Origin of the sequence: Lederbergia galactosidilytica (assembly GCF_017873565.1) — a bacterium.
In the GTDB taxonomy this organism is placed as follows: Bacteria; Bacillota; Bacilli; order Bacillales; family Bacillaceae_C; genus Lederbergia; species Lederbergia galactosidilytica.
The window spans coordinates 211,154-237,809 of record NZ_JAGGKH010000002.1; the positions used below are offsets into that span (position 1 = coordinate 211,154).

Below are 26,656 nucleotides of genomic sequence, written 5' to 3' on the forward strand. Positions count from 1 at the left end.
GGCGTTAGGGGCTCGAGGTCAAATAACCCTGAACCTATGAAGGGGAAAGAACCCCCTCCCTAGGTTCAGAAACATTTGCTTGTCGCCCCTGTTCAAACGCCTTCCGCTTTTCTTTATTGTACTGGTTTTTCTTTGTAGTCACAGTCTTGACATTGAACTTGAATGCCTTTTTTGATTTTTTTCTCTGCAAGTACACCATTACATTTTGGACAAGGCCGTTCTAACGGTTTATCCCATGAAACGAAGTCACATTGTGGATATCGGTCACAACCGTAGAATATCCGTTTTTTCTTACTTTTTCTTTCAATTATATTTCCTTCTTTACATTTAGGGCACTTTACTCCAATTTGTTTTACAATTGGTTTAGTGTTCCGACAATCAGGAAAATTGCTACATGCCATGAATTTACCAAATCGGCCCATTTTAATGACCATCGGATTTCCACATTTTTCACAATCTTCTCCTGCCGGCTCGTCTTTTACCTCGACTTCACGCATTTCTTTTTCTGCTTTTGCTAAGTCCTCTTCAAATCCTTTATAGAAATTATCTATAATCGCAACCCATTTTACTTTTCCTTCTTCGATTTCATCTAATTCTGATTCCATTTTTGCTGTAAAAGCGACATTCACAATTTCCGGAAAAAACTCCATGATTAATTCATGCACCAATTCACCTAATTCAGTCGGCACAAATCTTTTGTTATCTAGCGCAACATAGCCACGTCTTTGAATTGTATCTAAAGTTGGAGCATAGGTTGATGGGCGACCAATTCCTAATTCTTCCATCGTTTTTACAAGTCTTGCTTCCGTATAGCGGGGAGGTGGTTGAGTAAAATGTTGTTTTGGTAAAAGCTTTTCTGCTTTTACTTTATCTCCTTCTTGAAGTTCAGGAAGCATATTTTCTTTCTCTTCTTGCTGATCATCTGTACCTTCCACATATACTTTCATGAAACCTGGAAACTTAACTTTCGATCCATTCGCACGGAAATTGACTGAACCGTTTAGCATATTGACCGTCATCGTATCCATAATAGCAGAAGCCATTTGACTTGCAATAAATCTTTCCCAAATTAATTTATATAATCTTAATTGATCCCGAGATAAATAAGCTTTAACAGAACTCGGCTGGCGATGAACACTTGTCGGACGAACGGCTTCGTGAGCATCTTGAGTATTGCCTTTTTTGCTAGCTTTTGCTTGACCCGCTTTTTTGAATTCCTTGCCAAACTGGGTTGTAATATATTCAGCCGCTTCTTGCTGCGCGACCTCCGATATTCTAGTTGAATCTGTTCTCATGTAGGTAATTAAACCAACCGTTCCCTCTTTCCCAATTTCAATTCCTTCATAGAGTTGCTGGGCAAGCATCATCGTTTTTTTCGCTCTAAAGTTTAATTTACGCGCTGCTTCCTGTTGTAAAGAAGAAGTTGTAAAAGGCAAAGCCGGATGTCTTTTTCTTTCCTTTTTTACAACAGAATCTACTAGGAATTCATCTCCCTTTAACATTTCCATAATGCCATCTACGTCTGCTTTAGAGCTTAATTTCTTTTTCTTACCATCTACTCCATAATAATCTGCCTGAAAGGAATCTTTTCCTTTTTTAAAATCTCCATTAATCGACCAGTATTCCTCCGGAGTAAACTGCTTAATTTCATTTTCCCTATCAATAATAATTCTTACCGCTACAGATTGAACCCTCCCAGCACTTAATCCCTTCTTTACCTTTTTCCATAAAAGTGGACTAATATTATAGCCTACCAATCTGTCTAAAATTCGCCTTGCTTGTTGGGAATCCACAAGATCCATATTGATTGCACGTGGATGTTTAAAGGATTCTTTAATAGCATCCTTGGTAATCTCATTAAACACAACACGGCAATCTGATTGAATATCGACACCTAAACTATTGGCTAAATGCCAAGCGATTGCCTCACCTTCACGATCCGGGTCAGCTGCTAAGTAGACTTTTTTTGCCTTTTTAGCTGCTGTCTTTAATTCTTTTAAGATTGGACCTTTTCCTCTAATGGTAATATATTTTGGCTGGTATTGATTTTCTACATCAATTCCGGTTTGACTCTTTGGCAAATCTATTACATGTCCCATGGACGCTTTTACTTTATATTTTTTTCCTAGATATCGTTCAATGGTTTTCGCCTTTGCTGGCGACTCCACAATCACTAGATAATCAGACATAAAAAAATCCTCCCTAACGCTCTAATAACCAAATAAACATTTTCTTTTTTATTTTGTTTTTACAATCGGTAAATTTATTATCAAATTAAATCAGAGTAAATACTATATGGCTCCCTAGATTTTGTCAATAACGGAACCTAAGCTTCAATCTAAAAAGCGCTTCCTTTTAAATTGAATGAAAAGATATTGATAAAATAGAAGTTTTTCTATTTATAACGCGTTTATGAAGGAAAGTCAATTTTTGAAATATAATTCCTCCAAGATATCTTCACTTGATCCAATTAGCTTGGCACCTTGTTGAATCAAGTGATTTGTACCAGCAGATAGCCTATGATTAATCGGTCCTGGAAAAGCATATACCTCTCTTCCTGACTCTAATGCCATATCAGCTGTAATTAATGACCCACTTCGTTTTTTAGCTTGAATAACGAGTGTTCCGAAAGTTAAACCAGCAATAATTCGATTTCTCATTGGAAAATGCCATTTTTGTGGTTTTCTTATTGGCGGATATTCTGAGATAATTAAATGTTCTTTTGCCATTAATTCAGCGAGCTTTCTGTTTTCATGAGGGTAGATGTGGAAGAGACCGCCACCTATGACTCCGATTGTTTTCCCTCCAAATTCAATTGCTTGTTTATGGGCCATTGTATCTGCCCCCTTAGCCAATCCACTAACAATTATTAATTTCTCACGAATTAAGTCAGGCATTACAGTACGAAGAGAGCTTTCTCCAAAATGATCTGAATCCCGGGCGCCAACAATCGCCAATAATCTTCCTTGCATCAAAGCAAGGTTTCCTTGTAAAAATAACACTAATGGCGGATCATGTATCTCTTTTAATAAAGGAGGATATTCAAGATCTTCAATCGTTATAAATTTAATGTTCCGTGCTTGATAAAGACGAGTTAATTTTTCGGGGTTGATGGCATCAAATTCTTTTAGAAAAAGTTTCATCTTATTATCTTTTAAGCGGAAAATTTGTTGGAGTCTCGAAGGAGACATTGTATAAAGATGGGTTAATGATGGGTCTATTTGAAGGAGTTTTCTAATGGAGTGATTACCTATGTAATTAGAATGAACTAAGTGAAATAATTTTTCTCTAAATATTTTGACCACCCTTTCTTTTGATTGTAATAAGCAGATAACCCCTAGTCTCAGCGAAAAGGGGCTATCCGGATAAATTTCATTGAAAATTAATGGGTCTTACATTTCTCATATAGACCTTTTTTCTTAAGCTCTTTAATCATTGTTTCTCCAATAACAGAAGGCGTTTCCGCTACTTCAATCCCACACTCATTCATGACACGGATTTTCTCATCGGCTGTTCCTTTTCCACCAGAAATGATGGCTCCCGCATGCCCCATTCTTTTTCCAGGAGGTGCTGTGCGGCCACCAATAAATCCAACAACTGGCTTCGTCATATTCTCCTTAATCCAGTAAGCAGCTTCTTCTTCTGCTGTTCCGCCAATTTCCCCAATCATAATAACGGCTTCTGTTTCTGGATCTTCATTAAAAGCCTTTAATGTATCGATGAAATTTGTACCGTTCACTGGGTCGCCACCAATTCCAACAGCGGTTGATTGGCCGACACCTTCTTGTGATAATTGATGAACAGCTTCATACGTTAAAGTACCAGAACGGGAAACAACGCCTACATGGCCTTTTTTATGAATATAGCCAGGCATAATACCGATTTTACATTCATCTGGTGTAATAACTCCTGGGCAATTCGGACCGACTAATCTTGTTTTCTTTCCTTCCATATAACGGACAACCTTTACCATGTCTAAGACTGGAATATGCTCTGTAATACAAATGACAAGATCAATTTCAGCGTCAACCGCTTCCAAGATTGCATCTGCTGCAAATGGTGCTGGAACGTAAATCACGGATGCATTGGCACCAGTCTCATTCACCGCATCTTCTACCGTATTAAAAACAGGAACTCCCTCTACCTCAGTTCCCCCTTTTCCCGGGGTCACGCCACCAACAATTTTGGTTCCGTATTCAAGCATTTGTTTTGTATGGAATTGTGCTGTGGACCCAGTAATTCCTTGCACAATTACTTTTGTATTTTTATCAACAAAAACACTCATGATTTTCCCTGCCTTTCATAATTCAAATCGTGCAAAATCGGTTTACTTAGATGTATATATTAAACACACAACTTATCTAACTAGTTCAACGATTTTTTGTGCTCCATCAGCCATAGAATCAGCTGCAACAATTTCAATACCTGATTCATTTAATATTTTCTTACCAAGTTCGACATTTGTCCCTTCTAATCGAACAACAAGTGGTACCTTAAGTCCTACTTCCTTAGCAGCTTGGACAACTCCGGTAGCAATTACATCACATTTCATAATACCGCCGAAAATATTAACAAAAATTCCTTTAACATGCTCATCCGAAAGAATGATTTTAAATGCTTCTGTTACTTTTTCAGCCGTTGCACCGCCCCCAACATCAAGGAAGTTAGCTGGGTCTCCGCCATAATGCTTAATAATATCCATTGTAGACATCGCTAGTCCCGCTCCATTAACCATACAGCCAATATTGCCATCAAGTGCTACATAGCTAAGATCATATTTTGATGCTTCAATCTCTTTTGGATCTTCTTCGTCCAAATCACGGTATTCTAGGATATCTTTATGTTTAAATAATGCGTTATCATCAAAATTAAGCTTTGCATCCAATGCCATAACATTTCCGTCACCAGTTACAACAAGTGGGTTAATTTCAGCGATAGAGCAATCGTTATCAACAAACGCATTGTAAAGTCCGATCATGAACTTTGCGGCTTTTCCAATTAATTCTTTTGGTATATTAATATGAAATGCAAGTCTACGTGCTTGGAAACCTGTTAAACCAACAACCGGATCGATGGTCTCATAGAAAATTTTCTCCGGCGAATTAGCAGCCACCTCTTCAATTTCAGTACCGCCTTCTTCGGATGCCATCATTACTACTCGATCTGTTGCACGATCCACTACAATCCCGACATAATATTCCTTCTTAATATCGCAGCCTTCTTCAATAAGAAGACGCTTAACTTCTTTACCTTCAGGACCTGTCTGATGAGTTATAAGTGTTTTCCCTAATATTTCATTCGCGTATGTACGAACTTCATCAAGACCTTTTGCTACTTTAACCCCGCCGGCCTTTCCTCTTCCACCAGCATGGATTTGTGCTTTTACAACACACACAGCAGATCCAAGTTCTTTTGCTGCTTCTACTGCCTCATCAACATTAAAAGCGACCTTTCCGTTAGGTACAGTCACTCCATATTTTCTGAGGATTTCTTTACCTTGATACTCATGGATATTCATTTTCCATCCTCCTGTCATACAGTAAAAAATTGAGTTGCCGTTTCTATTGTATTAAAACGACAACTTTATGTCCACTATTTGAATGTTTGCTAATATATAAAGCTTTAAGAATCATTGGACTTTTTCCGATCTAATTGATAGACAAAAGCAAATACCTCAGCAACAGCTTGATATAATTCCTCAGGAATCGTTTCATTAATATTCAATTGTCCCAATAATTCGAGTAAAGCGGGATCTTGCTGAATTGGAATTTGATTAGACTGCGCCTTTTTTAATATATTTTCTGCTATTAGGCCCTTTCCTTTTGCCAAAACAATCGGTGCTTCGTGTTGATCACTTTGATATCCTAGGGCAATTGCTTCTTTTCTACTTTGTTCGTTCTGGTCTTTCATATTCTAATATCAACTCCAGTGTCAAAGCTTGACCCATTAGAGTACGGATTCTTCCTCACTTGTCTGTTTTCATCATCGGGTGTTTTAAAATGTACTCCTGATAGACTATAGTTAAGCTCTGCAAAACCAGCTTGTAAAATCGGAATGATTGAGTCGGCCTGTTCCTTTATTTCTGGCCATTCATTGATAATAAGAAGATTAACAATTCGATTTTGTACTTGCATATCCACAATAGTTGCTTTCAAATGCTCCAAATCTAAATAAAAAATAATATGACAATAATCCATATCAAATTTTCCGTTTTCTGTCTTTCTACCCGTCCATTGGATGGTAAGGTTTTTCAGATCACTTCCTAATGGAATCGGTATTTCGTAAAGATGTGTTTGGATATTATTATGACTAATCGAGAGTAGTTGTTGGCCATTCATTCTTAATAATAAGTTTTCAGCAGCCTCTTGAATACTCGAATTCATCAATGGTGAATTTTCTTGGATTAGTCGTACAACTAAAGGTTTGAATAGTGTATTGATTGTCTCCTTATCTACTTGATTGTTAAATAGTTGTGTTTCATAGTTTAAACCTAACTTAGCCACAGATTGCTTGATTTTTGCTAATAATACCTCTTGAGTCGAAGTAGTGTTACCAAGCTGGTCTAGCTGGTTAGCAGTCATTTCCCATTCCTTTAGGAGGCTTAATAAAGATTTACCCGTCTCACTGATAGTTCCTTCAGCGATCAAAAGATTCCTTAGCTGACTAATTGAGGTAGATAATGGTACCGATTCTTTTAATACTGCATATAAAGACTTAAAAATGTTTTCTGTGAAAGGTAGTTGTCTTTTGCTCATAGTCTTTAAGGCCTGCATAGCTAACTCTGAATCATCTACTGCGGTGAGAAAACGAGCACCTTTATGTATTTCATCCTTGGTAAGACTGAGTTGTTCATCTATTAAAAATTCTGTGAATTTACGATGTAGCTTTGTATCGCGGAGTCCAAGCAAGTGAGGGGAGGGGCTTGCTTGCGTATTATTAATGACGGGCTTATGTTCTTTATCGAGGACTTTCAAGGTGATTTCCCCAGTCCGATTAGAAACCTGGAACCAATATCCTTTTCCACTTATGAGCGGAGCTTCTATTTTTGCCATTAGCTTTTGACTACCTATCCAGATTTCCGCATATTGACCAGCAAAAAGTTTACCCAATTTCCCATGAAAAATCTGCCCTGATTTCAAATCTACGCTTTTCCCCTCAATTGTAGCAGGATTTCGCAAAAAAGAACGAATAATAGAATCAAATTGCATTTTACTTTAATCCCTTTCTTTGAATAGCGATTTTATCGGTGCAAATGATGTACGGTGAATCGGACAAGGCCCCAATTCACTAATTGCATCTAAATGTTTTTTGGTTCCGTATCCTTTATGTTCTTGAAAAGCGTATCCCGGATATTGAACTTCATAATCGTTCATTAACTGGTCTCTTGTTACTTTAGCAACGATCGAAGCTGCAGCGATACTTACGCTATTCATGTCCCCCTTTACAATCGACGATTCAGGGTAAATACTGTCTAATTGAACAGCATCAATAAGTAAAAAGTCCGGCTGTACCTGTAAATTTTGCAAAGCAGTAAGCATAGATTTTTTTGTGGCCTGTAATATATTTATCTCATCAATTTCTTTAGCAGTAACAATTCCAATACCTACACTTACAGCTTCATCGATAATTTGCTTGTATAGCTGATTTCGTTTGTTAACTGTTAATTTTTTTGAGTCGTTCAATCCTAGTATGTAATGATTTTTAGGCAAAATAACTGCTGCTGAGACAACAGGCCCAGCAAGCGGACCACGTCCCACTTCATCTATTCCTGCAATGAAATGGTACCCCATTTGCCGAGCCTTTATTTCATGGTAAGACATTTTCTCATATTGCTTGATACTTCTTTTTTCCAATTCTTTTTGTTTATACCAACGATTTAAAAGAGTTTGCACCCCTTTTCGAGAATCCTCTTTTAACTCCAAGAAGATCGGATCGTTCTCACTATTTATTTTCGAAATTAGTTTCTCTATTTCGTGAATTGATAATGTATTTATACTATATTCTGTCATATCTCTACACTTTCCGGATCATCCAATGATAGATTTCCGAATTTTTGCAATCTTATGTCTCTCACGATTTTTTCGGCCGTTTTTTCATAATCAGGCTCATTTTCATTGGTTAGATGTCCCATAGAAACAGCAATTACGTTAAATAAGGATAAAAGATCTGTTGGTAATTCAGCTATTTTGTATTGATCTATCAGCCTGCCCGGATAATGGGAAGACAGGAATTCCAAACCAAATTCTGCGATATCTTGCATATTTAATAATGTGTCCTTAATCGCACCTGTCAAAGCAAGTTTGTAACCTGTCTCAGGATCTTCAAACTTTGGCCATAAAATCCCTGGAGTATCCAAAAGTTCCAGTTCCTTGCCAACCTTTATCCATTGTTGTGCTTTTGTAACTCCAGGCATATTTCCGGTTTTTGCGATATTTCGTTTTGCCAGTCGATTAATCAATGTTGACTTCCCAACATTTGGTATACCAATAATCATAGCTTTGATTGCTCTTGGACGTAGGCCTTTTGCTTTGTCCCTCAATCTTTTTTCTTTTAGGACTTCTTCCGATGCCTTGATAATTTGATTCATCCCTTTACCGGCCTGAGAATTAACAGCTAGCGCGGTTAGACCTTGCTTAGCATAATGAGCAATCCATTTTTCTGTTAATTGTCGATCTGCTATATCCGCTTTGTTTAGTAAAATTAATCTTGGTTTTTGTTGGATGATCTCTTTGAGCATTGGATTGGATGATGATATAGGTATGCGTGCATCAACAAGTTCAAAAATAATATCTACTAGCTTTAACTTTTCCGTTACTTCTCGTCTTGCTTTAGCCATATGGCCTGGAAACCATTGTATTGTCATAGCACTCACTCCACTCATTACTTAACCATTCGAATATCTTGCAGCGGCCAGAATACAACACTGGTATCACCGATGATCTCGTTAATAGAAATAGTTCCTATATGGCGACTGTCTTTACTAGAACGACGATTATCCCCCATAACAAATACTTCTCCCTCTGGTACAGTCCTTGTTCCTACAGGAGTTTCTTCAAGGGTAAAATCATCTGTTAGCTTTCCATCAAAAAGTTCCTGTTTAGATTTCTCCAAATAAGGCTCATCATAAGCCTTCCCATTGATATAAAGTACATCATTTCGATACTCTACAGTGTCCCCTGGTAACCCAATGACGCGTTTTATGTAGTCCTTATGCTCTGGTGCATGAAAGACGATAATATCAAAGCGGTCTGGTTTGCCAAGTTTATTAACAATCATCTTATCTCCGTCATGCAAAGTAGGTGTCATAGAATAACCGTCTACTACTATAGGGGTAAAGAGAAAAAAACGAATAATAGCGGCCAATGCTACTGCAATTAATAAGGCTTTTGTCCATTCCCAAAGTTCATTCTTTTCTTTTACCATCTTTCCATCATCCATCCAAATCACTCCAGTACCAACCTGTTTTCCTTACTATTGTACAGTAAAACGCGCCAATAAAAAACTTCCATTCCCTATCTTTATAAAATATATAAAAAGGAGCTTGTGTACACAAGCTCCTCCTTTTGCATGTTTAATATAAGGTCAGTACAGAAATTAACGAATTTCTTTAATTCGCGCTGCTTTACCACGTAATTTACGCATGTAGTAAAGTTTTGCTCGACGAACCTTACCACGACGCACGACTTCAAGTTTTGCAATTCTTGGAGTGTGTACAGGGAAAGTACGCTCAACCCCAACACCATAGGAAATTTTGCGAACAGTGAATGTTTCACTAATTCCGCCACCACGGCGTCTAATTACAACACCTTCAAATAGCTGGATTCTCTCACGAGTACCCTCAACAACTTTCACATGAACACGAACCGTATCACCAGCGCGAAACTTAGGTAGGTCAGTTTTAAGTTGTTCTTTTGTAATTTCTTCAATTATTTTGTGCATCGAATTCATCTCCTTCCAACCGAAGCTCATGCAAATTTACATCCTTGCAGCGGAACATCGTTGTTACTGGCATAACTCTATCAGTCATTGCCACTAAATTATATTACCATATGGCTTCACTCATTGCAACAACAAAAACGAAAGGGGCGAGATAAAGGAAGGCGACGTCTAGAGAAAACAGCCATTGTTCTAAAAAAGTAGAATATGATTTTTTCCTTTACAAGCTGTAGCTTAACATCAGCAAAAATAAAAGTATACTTGGATAGACTTGTACTTTGAGTGCCTCTCGTCTGACTTTATATTTGCATTCTGAATGTCACCGAGTCATCACGAAGATCAAGATAAACAATCACTTAGTCGAATTGAGTGTTAAAAAGTAGGGCTCAGATAGGTGTGAGACACGAATTTAAATATAGAGGTAAAAGCTCATATTTAATAAGTGCCGAGGTCTTATAGCGTCTCTACGCTTTATACGCTACTCTAGTAAGTCCGGCCTCCGTTCCCTTGTTCTTTTTAGAGATTGTTCTTTTCTCCAGTCCGCAATTTTCGCATGATTACCTGATAATAATACATCAGGTACTTTCATCCCACGAAAGTCGGCTGGCCTTGTATAATGAGGATGTTCTAATAATCCGGTTGAAAACGAATCATGGATAGGAGAATCCTCATTTCCAAGAACACCTGGAAGCAAACGAACAACTGAATCAATGACAACCATTGCCCCTAATTCGCCGCCTGTTAAAACATAATCCCCAATTGAGATTTCATCTGTTACTAGATGTTCTCTTATTCGTTCATCATAACCTTCATAATGACCACAAATAAAAATTAAATGTTGTTCCTTAGCCAATTCCTCGGCTTTCCTCTGATCAAAACGTTTTCCTTGAGGACATAATAAAATAATTCTAGGTTTCGTATCTGTTTGTTCTGTTAAATGGGATACAGCATCAAAGATAGGTTGAGGCTTTAATACCATTCCTGCTCCACCACCATATGGATAATCATCCACTGTATGATGTTTATTGTCAGAGAATTGCCGGAAATTTGCTAGCGAATAAGAAACAGCTGCTTTTTCTTCTGCTTTTTTTAGAATGGAACTTCCTAGTACACCTGTAAACATTTCGGGAAATAAAGTTAAAATATCAATTTTCATATGTCCAACAATCCTTCAATTGGATTAATTAAAATTTCTTTCTTTTCAATTGAAATTTCCACTACTACGTCATCTATATATGGAATCAAATATTCTTTTCCCTCTTCTGATTTTACAACCCATACATCATTGGCTCCAGGCGTGAGAATTTCCTTTACAACCCCAATTGGTTGACTGTTTTCATCAAGCACGGTGCAACCGATAATTTCATGAAAATAATATTCGCCTTCAGGCAAATCCTCTAGTTGTTCATCAGAAATTTTGAGTAAGGCATTCTTCCAATGTTCCACATCATTAATATTGTTATACCCTTCAAATGATAGTAAATCGAAATTTTTATGTTTGCGATGACTTTTGATTATGAGCTTCACAGGAGATTGATTCTTTTGTAAAAAAAGATGAAGATGCTGGCCAATTGCAAAGCGCTGTTCAGCAAAATCAGTGCTTGATATCACCCTTACTTCTCCTTGAATACCATGCGTATTGACAATTTTCCCAACATTAAACCACTGTTCCATCTAATCACCTCTCTCGGATTTCTATTATAATGCCATCTTGGACGACAATGGTTCCATTAATTTTTTCTTCCCAATTATCCCCAACACTGACTTCAATCAATGCTGAAATTTCTTGATCTTGTAATTCACTTCCAAGAGGAAGAATTTCTAACTGTTCAATTTGGAACTCAATCATTTTTATCCGTTCTTTACGTAGATCGATTTCCTTATCAAATTGATTTTTTAAGCCACCTGATGGATATTTACGATTTCGCTCAAGCTTTTTCATTTCAAAAAAGAGTTGATCACACTCTTTCTGTAATTGTTGTTTGTTGCGTTCATATTTTCTTAATAAATGATCTTTACTTTGTTCAGTCAATACTTGTTTCACATTTACTTTCTGGAGAATCTTCATTTAATCATCCTCCGAGCATTATTATGTATAGTATAACCCTATATTCCTGTCTATAAGGATAAATGGAAAAAGTTGATGCTTAGTAGCTTCCCTATAGTCTAAAGTTGAGATGATGCAGTTCTTTTAAACATGCTATCTAATACGAGTATGCAAAATTGTGCTTGCTCTAACTCAAAACGTCTCTAGTACAAATATCATTCACTAAACGTTTATAAAACCAAAATGAAGGGAGGTGTCTTCGCCTCCCTTCATTTAGAATAAGCATTAGCACTTAGCAGACTTTTAAGCTTCATTCTACATGAAGTTTAAATCGCTATGGGCGCCTCCACTTTACTCAGTCGATTTCCAAGTAAACCTTCTTTTGTTGTTTTTGTCCTGCAGCTGCATAAATAACCGCCCGAATGGATTTTGCTACTCGACCATTTTTACCAATTACTTTTCCAATATCATCTTCATGAGTAATAAGTTTATAAATGACATGGCGTTCTTCTTCTTTAGTCTCCACACGAACGTTATCGGGAAAATCAACAATTGGCTTGACAACCGACAAGATTAAATTTTCCATGCTTACTCCAATTATTTGCCAAGCTTGGCATTATGGAATTTTTCCATGATTCCTTGTTTTGAGAACAAGTTACGAACCGTATCAGATGGTTTTGCACCATTTTGCATCCACTTAATTGCATTTTCTTCATTAATTGTCACTTGAGCCGGTTGAGCAACCGGGTTATATGTGCCAATCTCTTCAATAATTCTTCCATCACGTGGAGAACGAGAATCTGCAACTACGATACGATAGAAAGGAGCCTTTTTTGCTCCAATACGTTTTAAGCGAATTTTTACTGCCATTTTATATAGCACCTCCGAATAGTTTCACACAAGATATTATAATATCAAATAAGTGTTTTGGTTGTAAAGTATTTTTTCTTAACAATCTAGAAAAGTGCAGGGCGGTAACCTATGGGCGACAAGCAAATGTTCTATATCCCTTAAAGGGTGCTATTTCCCTCTAAAGGATTCGGGTTATTAAGCAGAAACTCCTGTTGCTTGCACCTAAATACCCAATAACATCACATAAAAGGAAGCTTAAAGCCTTTCTTTTTCCCTTTTTGTTGCATACCTGACATTTGCTTCATCATCTTTTTCATCTCTTCAAATTGCTTTAAAAGACGATTAACCTCTTGAATGGTTGTACCGCTCCCTTTAGCAATTCTTCGTCTTCGCCCTGCATTGATAATATCAGGTTGCTGTTTTTCCTGTGCTGTCATTGAACGAATAATTGCCTCTACTCGATTAATTTGTTTTTCATCAATCTGTAGATTATTCATACCTTTAATTTTATTAGCCCCAGGCATCATTTTTAGTAGCTCATCAAGCGGACCCATATTCCGCATTTGTGATAATTGTTCTAAGAAATCATCAAAATCAAGTGAGGCATGTCTAATTTTTTGTTCTAACTCTTTTGCTTTCTCTTCATCTACAGAGACTTGTGCTTTTTCAATTAATGTCAGCATGTCTCCCATGCCAAGAATTCTGGAAGCCATACGTTCTGGATGAAAAGCTTCCAATGCATCCATTTTTTCACCCATACCAACGAACTTTATAGGTTTCTCCGTCACTGAACGGATAGATAGGGCTGCACCACCCCTTGTATCTCCATCCAACTTTGTTAAGACTACCCCAGTAATTTCGAGTTGATCGTTAAAGGCCTTTGCAACATTAACCGCATCCTGCCCAGTCATCGCATCAACTACTAGGTAAATTTCATCAGGGCGAGCAACTTCCTTTACATCCTGCAATTCTTGCATAAGCTCCCCATCAATATGCAAGCGGCCCGCTGTATCAATTAAGACATAATCATAATGTTCTTCCTTCGCCTTTTCAATTGCTTTTTGTGCAATCTCAACTGGACTTACCTGATCCCCCATTGAAAAAACGGGTAAATTCAGCTGTTTACCAATAGTTTCTAATTGTTTAATTGCAGCTGGCCGATATATATCGGCTGCGACCAGTAATGGCTTCCGATTATGTTTTTTGCGTAGTAAATTGGCTAATTTCCCGGTTGTAGTCGTTTTACCAGCCCCTTGGAGACCTGACATCATAATAACCGTTGGGGGGCGCTGTGCTACAGCGATTTTACTTTGCTCTCCCCCCATTAAGTCTGTCAGTTCTTCTTTTACCACTTTGATAACTTGTTGACCAGGGGTTAAGCTCTTCATAACCTCTTGCCCAACCGCTCTTTCACTTACTTTTTGAACAAACTGTTTAACGACTTTAAAGTTGACATCTGCTTCAAGTAGAGCAAGTCGTACTTCACGCATCATTGTTTTTACATCCGCTTCAGAAACTTTCCCTTTACCGCGAATTTTTTGCATTGTTGCCTGTAATCGGTCGGCTAAACCTTCAAACGCCATATGGCCGCCCCCTAATCCAATTCATCAAGCAAACCTATATAATGTTCCAACATCACTTTATCCAATTTGCCTTCATCGAGACAAAGTTTCATTTGCTTGGTGACTTTTTTTCGTTTTTGGTATTTATGAAATAATTTTAACTTTTCTTCGTAATCTTCCAGCATCGCTTCTGTTCTTTTAATATTATCATAAACAGCTTGGCGACTAACCTGGAATTCTTCGGCTATTTCACCCAATGAAAAATCATCCAAGTAATAAAGGGACATATAATTCCTTTGTTTTGGAGTCAACAACGCTTGATAAAAGTCAAATAAGTAATTGATGCGCGTAGTTTTCTCAAGCATTGTCATGTAAAACCCACCTTGTTAAGTTAAACACCTTTACAGCAAAATAATACCTTGAAAAGGTTAGGTTGTCAAGACCCTTCTTCTTCATCCTCCACTTCATCAATCAAGTTGGAGAAAAGTCCGTACACATATTTTTCAGGGTCAAATTTTTGGAGATCATCTACATTCTCTCCGAGTCCCACAAATTTAACAGGCAAATCCAATTCATTACGGATAGCGAGAACAATTCCACCTTTAGCTGTTCCATCAAGCTTTGAAAGGACAATCCCACTAACATCAACAGCCTCTTTAAAAGTTTTTGCTTGAATCAAAGCATTTTGACCAGTAGTAGCATCTAAAACAAGCAAAACTTCATCCGGTGCACCTGGTACTTCTCTTTCAATTACACGCTTTACTTTTTCTAATTCCTTCATCAAATTCACTTTATTTTGTAAACGACCAGCCGTATCACATAGCAGGATATCTATTTTTCTTGACTTTGCTGCCTGTAAAGCATCATACATAACAGCTGCTGGATCTGAGCCTTCCTCCTGCTTTATTACATCTACGCCGACACGCTGTCCCCACACTTCTAATTGTTCAATTGCACCGGCACGAAATGTATCGCCCGCCGCTAGCATAACTTTTTTTCCTTCTTGTTTAAACTTATGAGCTAATTTACCAATTGTTGTTGTTTTCCCAACACCATTGACCCCAACAAATAATATAACAGATAATTCATATTCTCTTATTGCCAAGTCTGAAGATAAGTTTTCACCACCATCATAAATCTCAATTAATTTTTCTGAGATTACCGGTTGTAATTGTTCAGGATCTTTAATATTTCTTTTTTTCACTTCTAACTTTAATTCCTCAACTAAGTCCATCACAGTTTCAAATCCAACATCCGCTTGAATAAGAATTTCTTCTAACTCTTCAAAAAAGTCCTCATCTACTTTTCGATAACGAGCAACAAGGTCATTTACTTTTCCTGTAAATTGATCCCTTGTTTTCGATAATCCTGTTTTAAATTTCTCTGAAACAGAATCTGTTGAGGATGTAAATTTTTCTTTTAATTTATTAAAAAAACTCATTTAGAATCCCCCAATCCTAGTATTTATTACACAATCTCTTGTGTATTTTCCAACTTAACAGATACGATTTTAGATACTCCTGATTCTTGCATCGTAACTCCATAAAGTACATCTGCTCCTTGCATTGTCCCTTGACGATGCGTTATGACTATAAATTGTGTTTCTTGACTAAATGCTCGCAAATAGTGACTAAATCTCTGTACATTGGCTTCATCTAAAGCTGCTTCCACCTCATCTAATACACAGAAAGGCACCGGGCGAATCTTCAAAATAGAAAAAAGTAAAGCAATCGCTGTTAATGATCTTTCTCCCCCTGATAACAGGCTAAGATTTTGTAATTTTTTCCCAGGTGGTTGGGCTACAATATCCACCCCTGTATTTAGCAAATCTGTAGGATCTGTTAGCTTCAATTCCGCACGACCGCCACCGAACAAAGCCCTAAATACTCCCGTAAATTGGTCTTGAATTTCATGAAATGTTGTTCCAAATCTACGCTTCATTTCATCATCCATCTCATCCATCACGCGAAATAGATGTGTTTTTGCCTCAGTTAGGTCTGTCTGCTGTTCCAAAAGAAAATGATATCTTTCATAAACCCGATCATATTCTTCTATTGCCCCTAGATTAACAGAACCAAGTTCCTCAATCCCAAGTTTTATTAATTTTACTTTTTTTCTCGTTTCCTCAACAGGTAGAATTAGAGGGTATTGGTCTTTCGCCCCCTCATATGATAAGGAATAATCCTCTCGCAACATATGAAGGAGGTTGTCTAGTTCAACATCCAAGCGGTTTTTCTTAACCTCTTCATCTCTTAAAGCATTACTGATGCCGCTGTATAATCTTTTCTGTTCTTTTAGATTGGCTTCCATTTGTTCAATTGCTACTTGTATTTGAAAGCGATCTTCCCGTTCTTTATTCAACTGCTTTTCTATTCTATCCTTTTCACTTGTACCCTGCTGAATGAGCTGGGCCAGGTCTTCTTCACTTGTTTGATGACCAGTCATCTCCCCTTGAATAAATCCCCATTCATCCATAAGTGAGTTTTTATGTGACTCGATCTCCTCAAATTCAGTTGCAAGATTTGCTAGTTGCTTTTGGGTAGACTGAAGTTGCTCATTAATGACAGCGTATCTTGAGGAGAGTTCATTAATCTCTTTTTCAAGAGATTCTTTTGAATGCCTTTCATCATTTCTTTGCTTGGTTAATTCGTCTATTTTAGTATTCAATGAAATGATTTTTTCACTGCAATTAGAAGTAATTTCTTCTAAGGCACTCATTCTTTCCTTTATTTTGTTTTTCTCTTCTTTTAACTCGCTCGTTTCTAAATCATAAAGGGCAAGACGATCATCGACATTTTTCTTTGTCATTTCTATATGGGAAAGCTCGGCTTGTGCTTCATTTTTTTGACTCCGAAGCTTATCACCATTCTCTTTCATCATTTCTAATTGTTGTTCATTACTTGTTAACTGATCTTTCAGATGCTGCCACTCTTCTTCAAGTTCCTTAGTTTTGCTTTTCATTTCTATTAATTTAGTTTTAAGCTCTTCCAGCTCCGTTTTTCTACCTAATAAAGAAGTCGTTTTTTGTTTGGAGGCTCCGCCTGTCATCGAACCACCCGGATTTACGACATCACCATCAAGAGTAACAATCCGATATCGGAACTGTAATAGTTTTGCCAATTGATTCGCACCTGCTAAAGAATCGGCAATCACAATATTGCCGAGTAAATGCTGTATCACTTGTTTGTAAGAATGCTCACAGTCCACTAAATCTGCAGCAATTCCAATAAAGGAGGAATGATTGGTTAAGTCCCTTTGCTGATGTACAGGCAAATTTCTCCCCTTAATAACATCCATCGGTAAAAAAGTAGCCCGCCCCAGTTGTTTTCTTTTCAAAAAAGCAATTGCATTCCGAGCATTTGCTTCAGAATTGACAACAATATGTTGCATCGCCCCGCCTAATGCTGTTTCCATTGCTTTTGCAAATTGCTGGGGGACATGTATTAATTCTGCAATTGCTCCTTCAATTCCATCTAATTCACTCTTTTTAGCTTTTAAAACTTCCTTGACGCCATAATAAAATCCTGTGTAATCTTCTTCCATTTCTTCTAAAGTGTCTTTACGAGATTGAGCTTTTTGAATAAATTGATAGGCTTTATTTAGCAAGTCGTTTTTAGCTTCATATTTTTCTTTGGTTTCTTTAGTCAAAATTTGCGTTTTACGAAACTGCTCGATTTGAAAAGTTAACTCATTGTCGATCTTTTCTACTTCTTGCATTTTCTCATCCAATTGGGACAGATAATGAGCTCGTTGTTCAAGATATTTTTTATTTTCTTGATCTAATCGATTACTCTTAGCTATTTGCTGCTCTAATTGTTGTTGCAAGTAACGAAATTCGTTTTTTGCTGTCGCTTGTTGATTCAGCACCTCAATATAATCACTTTTTAATGATTCGATTGTCTCCTCTATTGAGCCATTAAGAGTACTAACCTGTTTCCTTTTGTCTGATAATATTTTCTTAAGCTTCTGCGCTTCATTCTTTTTTTCAAGGAGTTCAGCTTTCGTCTCCTCTTGTTTTTGCTTAATTTGAATTATTTTTTGTTCCGCATCAGTAATGTTTTTCTGCAACTGTCCAGAGTTTAAAGCTGCATTATTTTTTCTTTCTTTTAAAATTCCAAGTCTACCTTGAAGCTTTTCTAAGTCTTTAGAGGAAGTTAATAAGGCAGATTGCCACTCAGCTATTTTTTCATCTAGAGCAGCTAGTTGGGTTCTTTCGGACTCTAAAGACAATTCGACCTGTTGAATATCAGCAGAGAGATCTTTTTCCTGTACTGTTAATTTTTCCAACACTTTTTTAGAGTTCTCCCAGTGGGTATGCTTTTCACCAATTTCATGAACAGTTAAAGCAATTTCATGTGTTTCTAAGTCTTGTTTCTTCTGTAGATAATCCTTTGCCATTGAAGCTTGCATTTCGAGGGGTTCCAATTGGCCTTCTAATTCGTATAAAATATCATTTACACGATTTAAATTCTCAGTCGTTTCTTGCAGTTTATGGGATGCTTTTTTCTTGCGAGTTTTGTATTTTAGAACTCCTGCTGCCTCTTCAAATATTGTCCTTCTTTCCTCGGGTTTACTATTTAATATCTCCTCAATTTTCCCTTGACTTATGATTGAGAAAGCTTCTTTCCCTAAACCTGAATCCATAAATAAGTCAATAATATCTTTCAGCCGACAGCTGTGGCCATTTAATAAATATTCACTATCGCCAGTCCGAAAAACCCTGCGAGTGACACACACCTCGTTATACTCAAGAGGCAATGTGTTATCTTCATTATTTAGAGTAAGAGAAACTTCTGCGAAATTTAGCGATTTTCTTGAATCACTTCCCGCAAAAATTACATCTTCCATTTTTCCTCCCCGCAATGATCTTGCTGATTGTTCACCTAGAACCCAACGTATAGCATCGGTAATATTACTCTTCCCACTTCCATTAGGTCCAACGACTGCAGTGACACCAGACACAAAATCAAGTGTTGTTTTCTCCGCAAATGATTTAAAGCCGATAATATCTAGTTGCTTGAGGAACATCTTCATCCTCCTCTTTTTCCCTATTGTTTATGTGATCGCAAATGGTCTAGTGCCATTTGTGCTGCATGTTGTTCCGCCTCTTTTTTAGAGCGTCCCTTTCCTCTGCCAAGAATATTGCCTTCCAGAGAAACTTGCGATACAAATATGCGATTATGGGCTGGTCCCTCTTCTTGTAAAATTTGATAAGCTAATGTACTTGTACCATCTTTTTGCACAACTTCCTGTAATTGGCTTTTAAAATCCATCGCATGCGAAAAAGCACCCGCATCTACTTTAGGGTAGACAACTTTTTCTAGTAAAGCAATTACCTTGTCTAGCCCTTGGTCTAGGTATAGGGCGCCAATAACAGCTTCAAATGCATCAGCAAGCAACGCTGGCCGTGCACGTCCCCCTGTCATTTCCTCCCCTTTACCTAGAAGAACTACTTCCCCGAACCCTAATTCATTTGCAAACTCTACAAGAGCCGGTTCACAAACAATAGAAGCCCGAAGTTTAGTAAGCTCCCCTTCACTAATAGTTGGGAACTTTTTGTATAAGTATTGGGAAATCGCTAGTTCTAAAACTGCATCACCTAGAAATTCTAAGCGTTCATTGTCTTCATAGTTCTTTTTTCGATGCTCATTCACATAAGATGAATGGGTAAGAGCCTGTTTTAATAAAGTTTCATTTTGGAATTGAGTGCCGATATTAACTTGAAAATCTTTTATTTTTTGATTTTCAGAATTGCTTCTTGTTCTGCTTCGATTTGTTTTGCGCATTGATCCTCACCTAAGTTGATTTTTTAAGGTATTCGTAATCAGATTATATCATGTGGAAAATATGAATGATAATCTTTAAGAGACCAAAGGAATATGCAAAAAATCCTCAAGGGGCTATGGCCTCACTGAGATCAAAGATTAAGTTCACAACATCTCGTTGCAACCTCCCCATGTTCTTCACCCTGTCCAGAGACTTTATAACCGCCTTTAGATAGCAAATATCATCCATTCCCGATCTTCTCTTCCACAACTTTTTTTCGAAAACCCGTTCTATAAAGATGCCCTTATTTGCTTAACGCCTATACTAGATTAAACCATTTTCTCCACAGTGTATACTTTTTAAAATTTTCTTATACAACGTAGAAAAGTCCCGTCAGCAATCGACGGGACATATCCTTACATTAGATTAGGCATTACTTTCTATGTAATTGACAGCATCGCCTACTGTTGCAATTTTTTCAGCATCATCATCGGAAATTTCCATATCAAACTCATCTTCTAATTCCATGACAAGTTCAACAACATCAAGCGAATCTGCACCTAGATCATCTTTAAATGAAGCCTCAAGAGTCACCTTCGATTCCTCAACGCCTAATCGATCCACAATAATTTTCGTTACACGTTCAACTGTGTTTGCCATTTCGTCACCTCCCCTCAAGTATTATAGTCGAATCTGTTCAAAAGATAAACAAGCCATAACAAAAAAGTCATATTTCTCTTACATATACATGCCACCATTTACGTGAATGGTTTGACCTGTAATATATTTTGCTTCATCAGAAGCAAGAAATACAGTTAAAGTAGCAATATCCTTCGGTTCACCGAAGGAACCAAGTGGAATTTGCTTCAACATTGCTTCCTTTGCATCATCAGGCAGTTTCTCAGTCATATCAGTCGTAATGAAGCCGGGCGCAATCACATTAACTGTTATCCCTCTTGCCGACAACTCCAATGCAGATGTTTTAGTCAAACCAATCACACCCGCTTTTGCGGCGGAATAGTTAGCTTGTCCCGGATTCCCACTTGACCCTACAACAGAAGAAATATTTATTATTCTCCCATAACGCTGCTTCATCATTTGTCTAGATACACTTTTCGTGCAATTAAAAACACCTTTTAAATTTGTATCTACTACATCGTCCCATTCTGATTCTTTCATTCGCATTAATAGATTATCACGAGTAATGCCAGCATTATTCACGAGAATATCTACTTGTCCAAACTGTTGAATCGTTTCTTTAATCATGGATTGAACAGAAGAAGGATCCGATACATCACATTGATAAATAATCGATTTTCTTCCTAACTCAAGAATTTCGTCCATTGTCTCTTTTGCTCTTTCTTCGTTGCCAGAGTAATTCACAACAACATTTGCCCCTTCTTTTGCAAGCGTAAGGGCGATTTCTTTTCCAATTCCTCTGGAAGCTCCTGTTACAATGGCCACTTTATTTTCAAGCTTCATCCTTCATTCCCCCTTAATGCCGTAACAGCTGCTTGACAGCTTTCCGAATCTTGAACTGATAAAGCCGTAACATCTCGATTAATTTTTCTAATAAGACCTGTTAATACTTTGCCTGGTCCAATTTCAACAAAAGTGTCGACACCTAGTTCAATCATTTGTCGTACAGAGTCTTCCCATAAAACTGGAGAATACAACTGTTCTAGCAAAAGCTTTTGAATTTCAAGTCGGTCGCTTATTGGCTTCGCCGTTACATTAGCAATTAAAGGAATATGTGCTTCCCGAATGTGTATCTCGTCCAAAACAGCCGTAAAACTTTCCGCAGCAGGTTTCATTAAAACCGAATGAAAGGGGCCACTAACTTGTAATGGCAATACTCGCTTAGCTCCACCCTTTTTCGCTATTTCTCCAGCCTCTGTAACTCCTGCAACTGAACCTGAAATCACGATTTGACCAGGACAATTCATATTAGCTAACTGTACTGGTTTCCCATTATCCGCTACCTGTTGACAAATATCGGAAAGAAGCGTCCGATCCATTCCAAGAACAGCTGCCATTGTTCCCTCGCCATTTGGAACCGCTTCTTCCATCAGTTCTCCTCGTTTCGCAACAGCATAGACAGCATCGGAAAAAGAAATGGCACCGCTGGCTACTAAAGCGGTATATTCACCCAGACTATGACCAGCTGTGTAATCTGGTTGAATACCCGCTTCACTCAACCCTTGTAAAAGCGCAATACTCGTGGTAAGAAGAGCTGGTTGAGCATTTGCAGTTTTTGTTAATTCTTCTTGAGGGCCGTTTAGTATAATAGATGTCAAGTCTCGACCTAATCTCTTATCCGCTAAATCAAATATTTCTTTCGCACTCTGTTCCTTTTCCCTTACGGAAGCTCCCATTCCAACTGTCTGAGAACCTTGACCAGGAAATACAAAGGCTATTTTCCCCATAACCATTCCTCCCACTTTAATCAAAGTTGTTCAAATAATTCTATAAAAATCACACTCAAGATGGAGGTTCGCCAAATGCGACACAAGACTGTATTAATAATGAAAGTCAATACTACACACACAAGCCCGACGCATACTTTCAACGTACAGGACATTGCGCCTTACATTATTCATTATCTAATTTTAATGAGTTCGCAATTGTTTCAGAGATATGATGGTGCACCATTTCTCTTGTCTGCCTTATTGCGTGGTAAATGGCGTTCGCATTGGATGAACCATGTGCTTTCACAACTGGTGCATTTAATCCAAACAAACAGGCCCCACCATATTCCGTGTAATCCATTTTATTTTTAATTTCCAACAGGTCCGATTTAATTAAACCAGCTGCTATTTTATTTTTAAAACTATTCATAAATGTATCTTTCAACATAGAAAAAAGACTTGCTGCTGTTCCTTCGATATTTTTAAGAACTACATTACCAGTAAACCCATCTGTCACTATAACATCAGCAGAGCCTGTCAATAAATCACGTGACTCAATATTACCAATAAAGTTTAGCTCTGAATCTTGTAATAAAGTAAAAGCCTTTTTCGTAAGATCATTTCCTTTATTTTCTTCGGTTCCGATATTCAACAAAGCTACTTTAGGATTAGCAATCTTCCTGACATTCTGTGCATATATGCTCCCCATAGTAGCATATTGTAATAAATGTTCTGGCTTGGCATCTGCATTGGCTCCTACATCTAAAAAAACAAACCCTTTTCCATCTAATGTTGGTAATGTCGGAGCAAGTGCAGGACGCTCAATCCCTTTGATTCTACCAACAATAAATAAACCTGCTGCCATCAAAGCTCCTGTATTACCTGCAGAAATACAAGCATCAGCCGTTTTATCCTTGACAGCTTGAGCCATCATCACCATGGAAGCCGTTTTTTTTCTCCTAACTGCTTTAACTGGTTCATCTGTAGATTCAATCTTTTCATCCGTATGGACAATGGCTATCCGATCATTTTTTTCGACGTACTTATTGATCTCTTCTTCATTCCCGAATAACGTACATTCTATATCGGTAAACTCTTCAATAGCACGATTTACACCTAAAATTATTTCTTTAGGCGCATGATCTCCCCCCATAGCATCGATCGCAATTCTCATACTTTCTCACCCTCTGATGTTTGACTAGAACGAAACATCTCAAATTCGCCCTTAAATACTAATTCTTTGTCCACATAACTTTTCACATCTACAATCGTGCGATCTCCTTGCCATTGCTGCTTTCGCACTTTCGCCTTAGCAATCACTCTTTCTCCAGATTTAACTGGCCGCGTAAAATGGATATTCACCTTGACAGTTAAAGCAAGTGCGTCATTTATGACAGCCACAGCCAGTGAATTGGCTTGTGCAAATAAATGATGGCCTCTTGCAATCGCATTTCGTTTAAACGTATGCTCTTGTTTGACATCAAAGATAGAGATCGCAGATTCATCTAATTCAATATCAATAATATCTCCAATTACCTCTTCAATCGGTAGAGCTTTTACTTCATCTTCCACGTGTTTTTCCGCTACCGTTTTAATTCTCTCTCTTAATTCGGGGATAGCCAACTCCATGCGATCAAGCCGAATAGTTTGCACACTTACAGAGAATTTTTCTGCCAATTCCTCATCCGTAATAAAAGGATTCTCTTGAATCGTCTCTTGTAATAAGTTTTGACGTTCTTTTTTTGGAGGTCTCATATTTCATCAGCACCAATCAAGATATTAAGACTAGGTATTAATAGTAGTATATAAAAAGTAGAAACATTGCGCAACCTTTAAGTAAATCTTACAGATTGTTAGATCATACGGGAGTCCTATTTACTGCCATCGGTAAAACTACAAGACGTCGGACAAATAGCGTTGCGTTCCATATCGTGATTTTATCTGTCCATCCACTTAAAATAACTTCAATCTAATTTCTCGCCATTTAGAATTTCTGTTGTCGCTAAATAATTTCGTAATGGTAAATATTCGGGACTTTGCCAAAAGTCAGCTTCTTCTAGTAAAGCAACCGTATCGTTCCGTGCCGCTTCTAATGCACGATAATCATGAACCATATCAGCAATTTTAAACTCTGGTAAACCACTCTGTTTCTTTCCAAAAAAATCACCTGGGCCGCGTAATTCCAAATCTCTTTCGCTCAGTACGAAGCCATCTGTGGTTTCGGTCATGATTCTCATTCTTTCTTTCCCATTATCTGACTTAGGATCAGCTAATAAGATGCAATATGATTGTTCGCTTCCTCTTCCCACTCTTCCGCGAAGCTGATGAAGCTGGGATAAGCCAAAACGTTCCGCATCATAGATAACCATGAGAGAAGCATTCGGAACATTCACTCCTACTTCAACCACAGTTGTCGAGACAAGGAGTTGGAGATGATTTTCACTAAATGCTCTCATCACATCATCTTTTTCTTTTGCAGGTAATTTACCGTGCATTAAACCGACTTTGTATTTATCGTGAAAATACTGTGATAAAATCTCATAAACATCAATTGCATTTTGAACATCAAGTTTATCTGACTCTTCAATAAGAGGACAAATAATATAAGCTTGTCTCCCTTTCATTAATTCTTTTTCTATAAATTCAAAGACACGATCAATACTATTATGTTTCACCCAGTATGTTTCGATCTTTTTTCTCCCTGATGGCATTTCATTAATAACCGAAACATCCATTTCTCCAAAGACGGTGATTGCTAAAGTTCTTGGGATTGGCGTTGCTGTCATAAATAACACATCTGGTGTCTCGCCTTTTTCGCGTAAAATTTTACGTTGTTCAACACCAAAACGATGTTGCTCATCTGTTATGACTAAGCCTAATTTCGCAAAAACAACATCATGTTGGATAAGTGCGTGTGTCCCTATTAAAATATCGATCTCACCTTTAAGCAATTTCTCAAGGATTCCCGTGCGTTTTTTCCCCTTAACTGAGCTAGTTAATAATTCGATCGTAACATCCGTTTCATGAAATAAAGATTTTAAAGAGGTAAAATGCTGCTCAGCTAGAATCTCGGTCGGCACCATCATTGCACACTGGTAACCAGCCGTTACACTAGCATAAAGTCCAATCGCTGCTACAACCGTTTTACCTGAACCTACATCCCCTTGTAATAGGCGATTCATCCGATATGATGATTTTAAATCTCGGCAGATTTCATTAACTACTTTTTTTTGGGCATGGGTTAATTCAAATGGAAGGGACTGTATAAATGTTTTTAAGTGCTGCAGATTATACTGTTGAGTTAGACCTTTAGATGCTTCTCTTTTCATTTTGCGGAAAGCCTGTAGTCTTAATTGGAAGAAGAAAAACTCTTCATAAATGAGACGTCGACGTGCTTCCTTCACTTCAGCAAGACTTTGTGGAAAATGAATTTTCCTTAAAGCAAGTTTTCTGCTTGGTAATTTGTATTTCGCCAATAAGTCCTCAGGTAATGTCTCATTAATTATATCGCCATATTCTTTAAAAGCTTGTTCCATAAATCTTCGCAATGCTTTCGTTGTCATTGCCCCCTTTAAGGGATAGACAGGTTCGAACTCATTAGTATGGTCCTTTGGATTAATCTGGATATCTTGCCCGGTTATCGTCAAACGATGCTTATCCCATTTCCCAGAAACAGTAACAGTATCCCCAATAACGATTTTTTTCTTTAAAAACGCTCGATTAAAAAAAACCGCCTTAACTAAATACTGTGTAACGAGCAAATGAATTACTAATCGATTTCTCTTCCTACCATAATAAACAATCGCCGGTTCACTATGTACCTTTCCTTCGATTGTTATTTTTTCACCATGAGTAACTTCATTTAAATCACGTAATCTAACATCTTCATATCGATAAGGAAGGTAATTTAATAAATCATTAATCGTATCAATTCCCATTTCAGAGAGAGTTTCAGCCGTTTCCTCCCCGATTCCGTTTAATAAAGTTGTTGATCCTTCGAGCAAATTATTCACTTTATTGCACTCCCAAATATATTTTCTTTCAATTCACGTTATATAAGTAAAAAACAAACCATAAAAAAGGAA

Annotated in this window: 26 protein-coding genes; all 26 read right to left on the reverse strand. The window is 37.5% G+C overall.

What is annotated here, in order from left to right; translation table 11 throughout:
• Positions 1-113: 113 nt before the first annotated feature.
• Positions 114-2,189, reverse strand: coding sequence for a type I DNA topoisomerase (topA, locus tag J2Z23_RS02900; protein WP_057986671.1), 2,076 nt, complete (start codon positions 2,187-2,189; stop codon positions 114-116).
• Positions 2,190-2,423: 234 nt separating this feature from the next.
• Positions 2,424-3,143, reverse strand: coding sequence for a DNA-processing protein DprA (gene dprA / locus J2Z23_RS02905; protein WP_238482578.1), 720 nt, complete (start codon positions 3,141-3,143; stop codon positions 2,424-2,426).
• Between the two features lie 239 nt (positions 3,144-3,382).
• Positions 3,383-4,285 (reverse strand): succinate--CoA ligase subunit alpha, encoded by a 903-nt coding sequence (sucD, locus tag J2Z23_RS02910; RefSeq protein WP_057986675.1) that lies wholly within the window; start codon positions 4,283-4,285, stop codon positions 3,383-3,385.
• A 72-nt stretch (positions 4,286-4,357) separates the two neighbouring features.
• On the reverse strand, positions 4,358-5,518 hold the full coding sequence (sucC, locus tag J2Z23_RS02915; RefSeq protein WP_057986677.1) for an ADP-forming succinate--CoA ligase subunit beta: 1,161 nt from the start codon (positions 5,516-5,518) through the stop codon (positions 4,358-4,360).
• Between the two features lie 104 nt (positions 5,519-5,622).
• Complete coding sequence (locus tag J2Z23_RS02920; RefSeq protein WP_057986679.1) at positions 5,623-5,910, reverse strand: EscU/YscU/HrcU family type III secretion system export apparatus switch protein; 288 nt, start codon at positions 5,908-5,910, stop codon at positions 5,623-5,625.
• Positions 5,907-7,208 (reverse strand): hypothetical protein, encoded by a 1,302-nt coding sequence (locus tag J2Z23_RS02925; RefSeq protein WP_057986681.1) that lies wholly within the window; start codon positions 7,206-7,208, stop codon positions 5,907-5,909. Before J2Z23_RS02925 ends, J2Z23_RS02920 begins: the two co-directional genes overlap by 4 nt.
• A gap of 6 nt (positions 7,209-7,214) precedes the next feature.
• Positions 7,215-7,994 carry a ribonuclease HII gene (locus J2Z23_RS02930; RefSeq protein WP_128738518.1) on the reverse strand — a complete coding sequence of 260 codons (780 nt, stop codon included), beginning with the start codon at positions 7,992-7,994 and terminating at the stop codon, positions 7,215-7,217.
• A gap of 11 nt (positions 7,995-8,005) precedes the next feature.
• Positions 8,006-8,863, reverse strand: a complete 858-nt coding sequence (gene ylqF / locus J2Z23_RS02935; RefSeq protein WP_064467940.1) for a ribosome biogenesis GTPase YlqF — start codon at positions 8,861-8,863, stop codon at positions 8,006-8,008.
• A gap of 17 nt (positions 8,864-8,880) precedes the next feature.
• On the reverse strand, positions 8,881-9,423 hold the full coding sequence (gene lepB / locus J2Z23_RS02940) for a signal peptidase I (protein WP_057986795.1): 543 nt from the start codon (positions 9,421-9,423) through the stop codon (positions 8,881-8,883).
• Between the two features lie 171 nt (positions 9,424-9,594).
• Positions 9,595-9,939, reverse strand: a complete 345-nt coding sequence (gene rplS / locus J2Z23_RS02945; RefSeq protein WP_057986797.1) for a 50S ribosomal protein L19 — start codon at positions 9,937-9,939, stop codon at positions 9,595-9,597.
• Positions 9,940-10,414: 475 nt separating this feature from the next.
• The gene (gene trmD / locus J2Z23_RS02950; RefSeq protein ID WP_057986687.1) at positions 10,415-11,092 is read right to left on the reverse strand and encodes a tRNA (guanosine(37)-N1)-methyltransferase TrmD; all 678 of its coding nucleotides are present in this window, start codon (positions 11,090-11,092) and stop codon (positions 10,415-10,417) included.
• Positions 11,089-11,610, reverse strand: a complete 522-nt coding sequence (gene rimM / locus J2Z23_RS02955) for a ribosome maturation factor RimM (protein WP_064467942.1) — start codon at positions 11,608-11,610, stop codon at positions 11,089-11,091. Before rimM ends, trmD begins: the two co-directional genes overlap by 4 nt.
• A gap of 4 nt (positions 11,611-11,614) precedes the next feature.
• Entirely contained in the window at positions 11,615-12,004 is a 390-nt protein-coding gene (locus J2Z23_RS02960; RefSeq protein ID WP_057986691.1) for a YlqD family protein, read from the reverse strand.
• Between the two features lie 334 nt (positions 12,005-12,338).
• Complete coding sequence (locus tag J2Z23_RS02965; protein WP_057986693.1) at positions 12,339-12,569, reverse strand: KH domain-containing protein; 231 nt, start codon at positions 12,567-12,569, stop codon at positions 12,339-12,341.
• An 11-nt stretch (positions 12,570-12,580) separates the two neighbouring features.
• Positions 12,581-12,853 (reverse strand): 30S ribosomal protein S16, encoded by a 273-nt coding sequence (rpsP, locus tag J2Z23_RS02970; protein ID WP_057986695.1) that lies wholly within the window; start codon positions 12,851-12,853, stop codon positions 12,581-12,583.
• 221 nt (positions 12,854-13,074) lie between these two features.
• Complete coding sequence (gene ffh / locus J2Z23_RS02975) at positions 13,075-14,418, reverse strand: signal recognition particle protein (protein WP_057986697.1); 1,344 nt, start codon at positions 14,416-14,418, stop codon at positions 13,075-13,077.
• An 11-nt stretch (positions 14,419-14,429) separates the two neighbouring features.
• Positions 14,430-14,762 carry a putative DNA-binding protein gene (locus J2Z23_RS02980; protein WP_057986799.1) on the reverse strand — a complete coding sequence of 111 codons (333 nt, stop codon included), beginning with the start codon at positions 14,760-14,762 and terminating at the stop codon, positions 14,430-14,432.
• Positions 14,763-14,833: 71 nt separating this feature from the next.
• Entirely contained in the window at positions 14,834-15,838 is a 1,005-nt protein-coding gene (gene ftsY, locus J2Z23_RS02985; protein ID WP_064467943.1) for a signal recognition particle-docking protein FtsY, read from the reverse strand.
• A gap of 26 nt (positions 15,839-15,864) precedes the next feature.
• On the reverse strand, positions 15,865-19,431 hold the full coding sequence (smc, locus tag J2Z23_RS02990; RefSeq protein ID WP_476629903.1) for a chromosome segregation protein SMC: 3,567 nt from the start codon (positions 19,429-19,431) through the stop codon (positions 15,865-15,867).
• A 14-nt stretch (positions 19,432-19,445) separates the two neighbouring features.
• Complete coding sequence (gene rnc / locus J2Z23_RS02995) at positions 19,446-20,183, reverse strand: ribonuclease III (protein ID WP_057986705.1); 738 nt, start codon at positions 20,181-20,183, stop codon at positions 19,446-19,448.
• A gap of 406 nt (positions 20,184-20,589) precedes the next feature.
• Positions 20,590-20,823 (reverse strand): acyl carrier protein, encoded by a 234-nt coding sequence (locus J2Z23_RS03000; RefSeq protein WP_057986708.1) that lies wholly within the window; start codon positions 20,821-20,823, stop codon positions 20,590-20,592.
• A gap of 78 nt (positions 20,824-20,901) precedes the next feature.
• Positions 20,902-21,645, reverse strand: coding sequence for a 3-oxoacyl-[acyl-carrier-protein] reductase (gene fabG, locus J2Z23_RS03005; RefSeq protein WP_057986710.1), 744 nt, complete (start codon positions 21,643-21,645; stop codon positions 20,902-20,904).
• Positions 21,642-22,589, reverse strand: coding sequence for an ACP S-malonyltransferase (gene fabD, locus J2Z23_RS03010; RefSeq protein WP_057986712.1), 948 nt, complete (start codon positions 22,587-22,589; stop codon positions 21,642-21,644). Before fabD ends, fabG begins: the two co-directional genes overlap by 4 nt.
• A 166-nt stretch (positions 22,590-22,755) precedes the next feature.
• The gene (plsX, locus tag J2Z23_RS03015) at positions 22,756-23,745 is read right to left on the reverse strand and encodes a phosphate acyltransferase PlsX (protein ID WP_057986713.1); all 990 of its coding nucleotides are present in this window, start codon (positions 23,743-23,745) and stop codon (positions 22,756-22,758) included.
• Complete coding sequence (gene fapR, locus J2Z23_RS03020) at positions 23,742-24,326, reverse strand: transcription factor FapR (RefSeq protein WP_057986714.1); 585 nt, start codon at positions 24,324-24,326, stop codon at positions 23,742-23,744. Before fapR ends, plsX begins: the two co-directional genes overlap by 4 nt.
• Before the next feature lie 209 nt (positions 24,327-24,535).
• Entirely contained in the window at positions 24,536-26,584 is a 2,049-nt protein-coding gene (recG, locus tag J2Z23_RS03025) for an ATP-dependent DNA helicase RecG (protein ID WP_057986716.1), read from the reverse strand.
• Positions 26,585-26,656 lie beyond the last annotated feature (72 nt).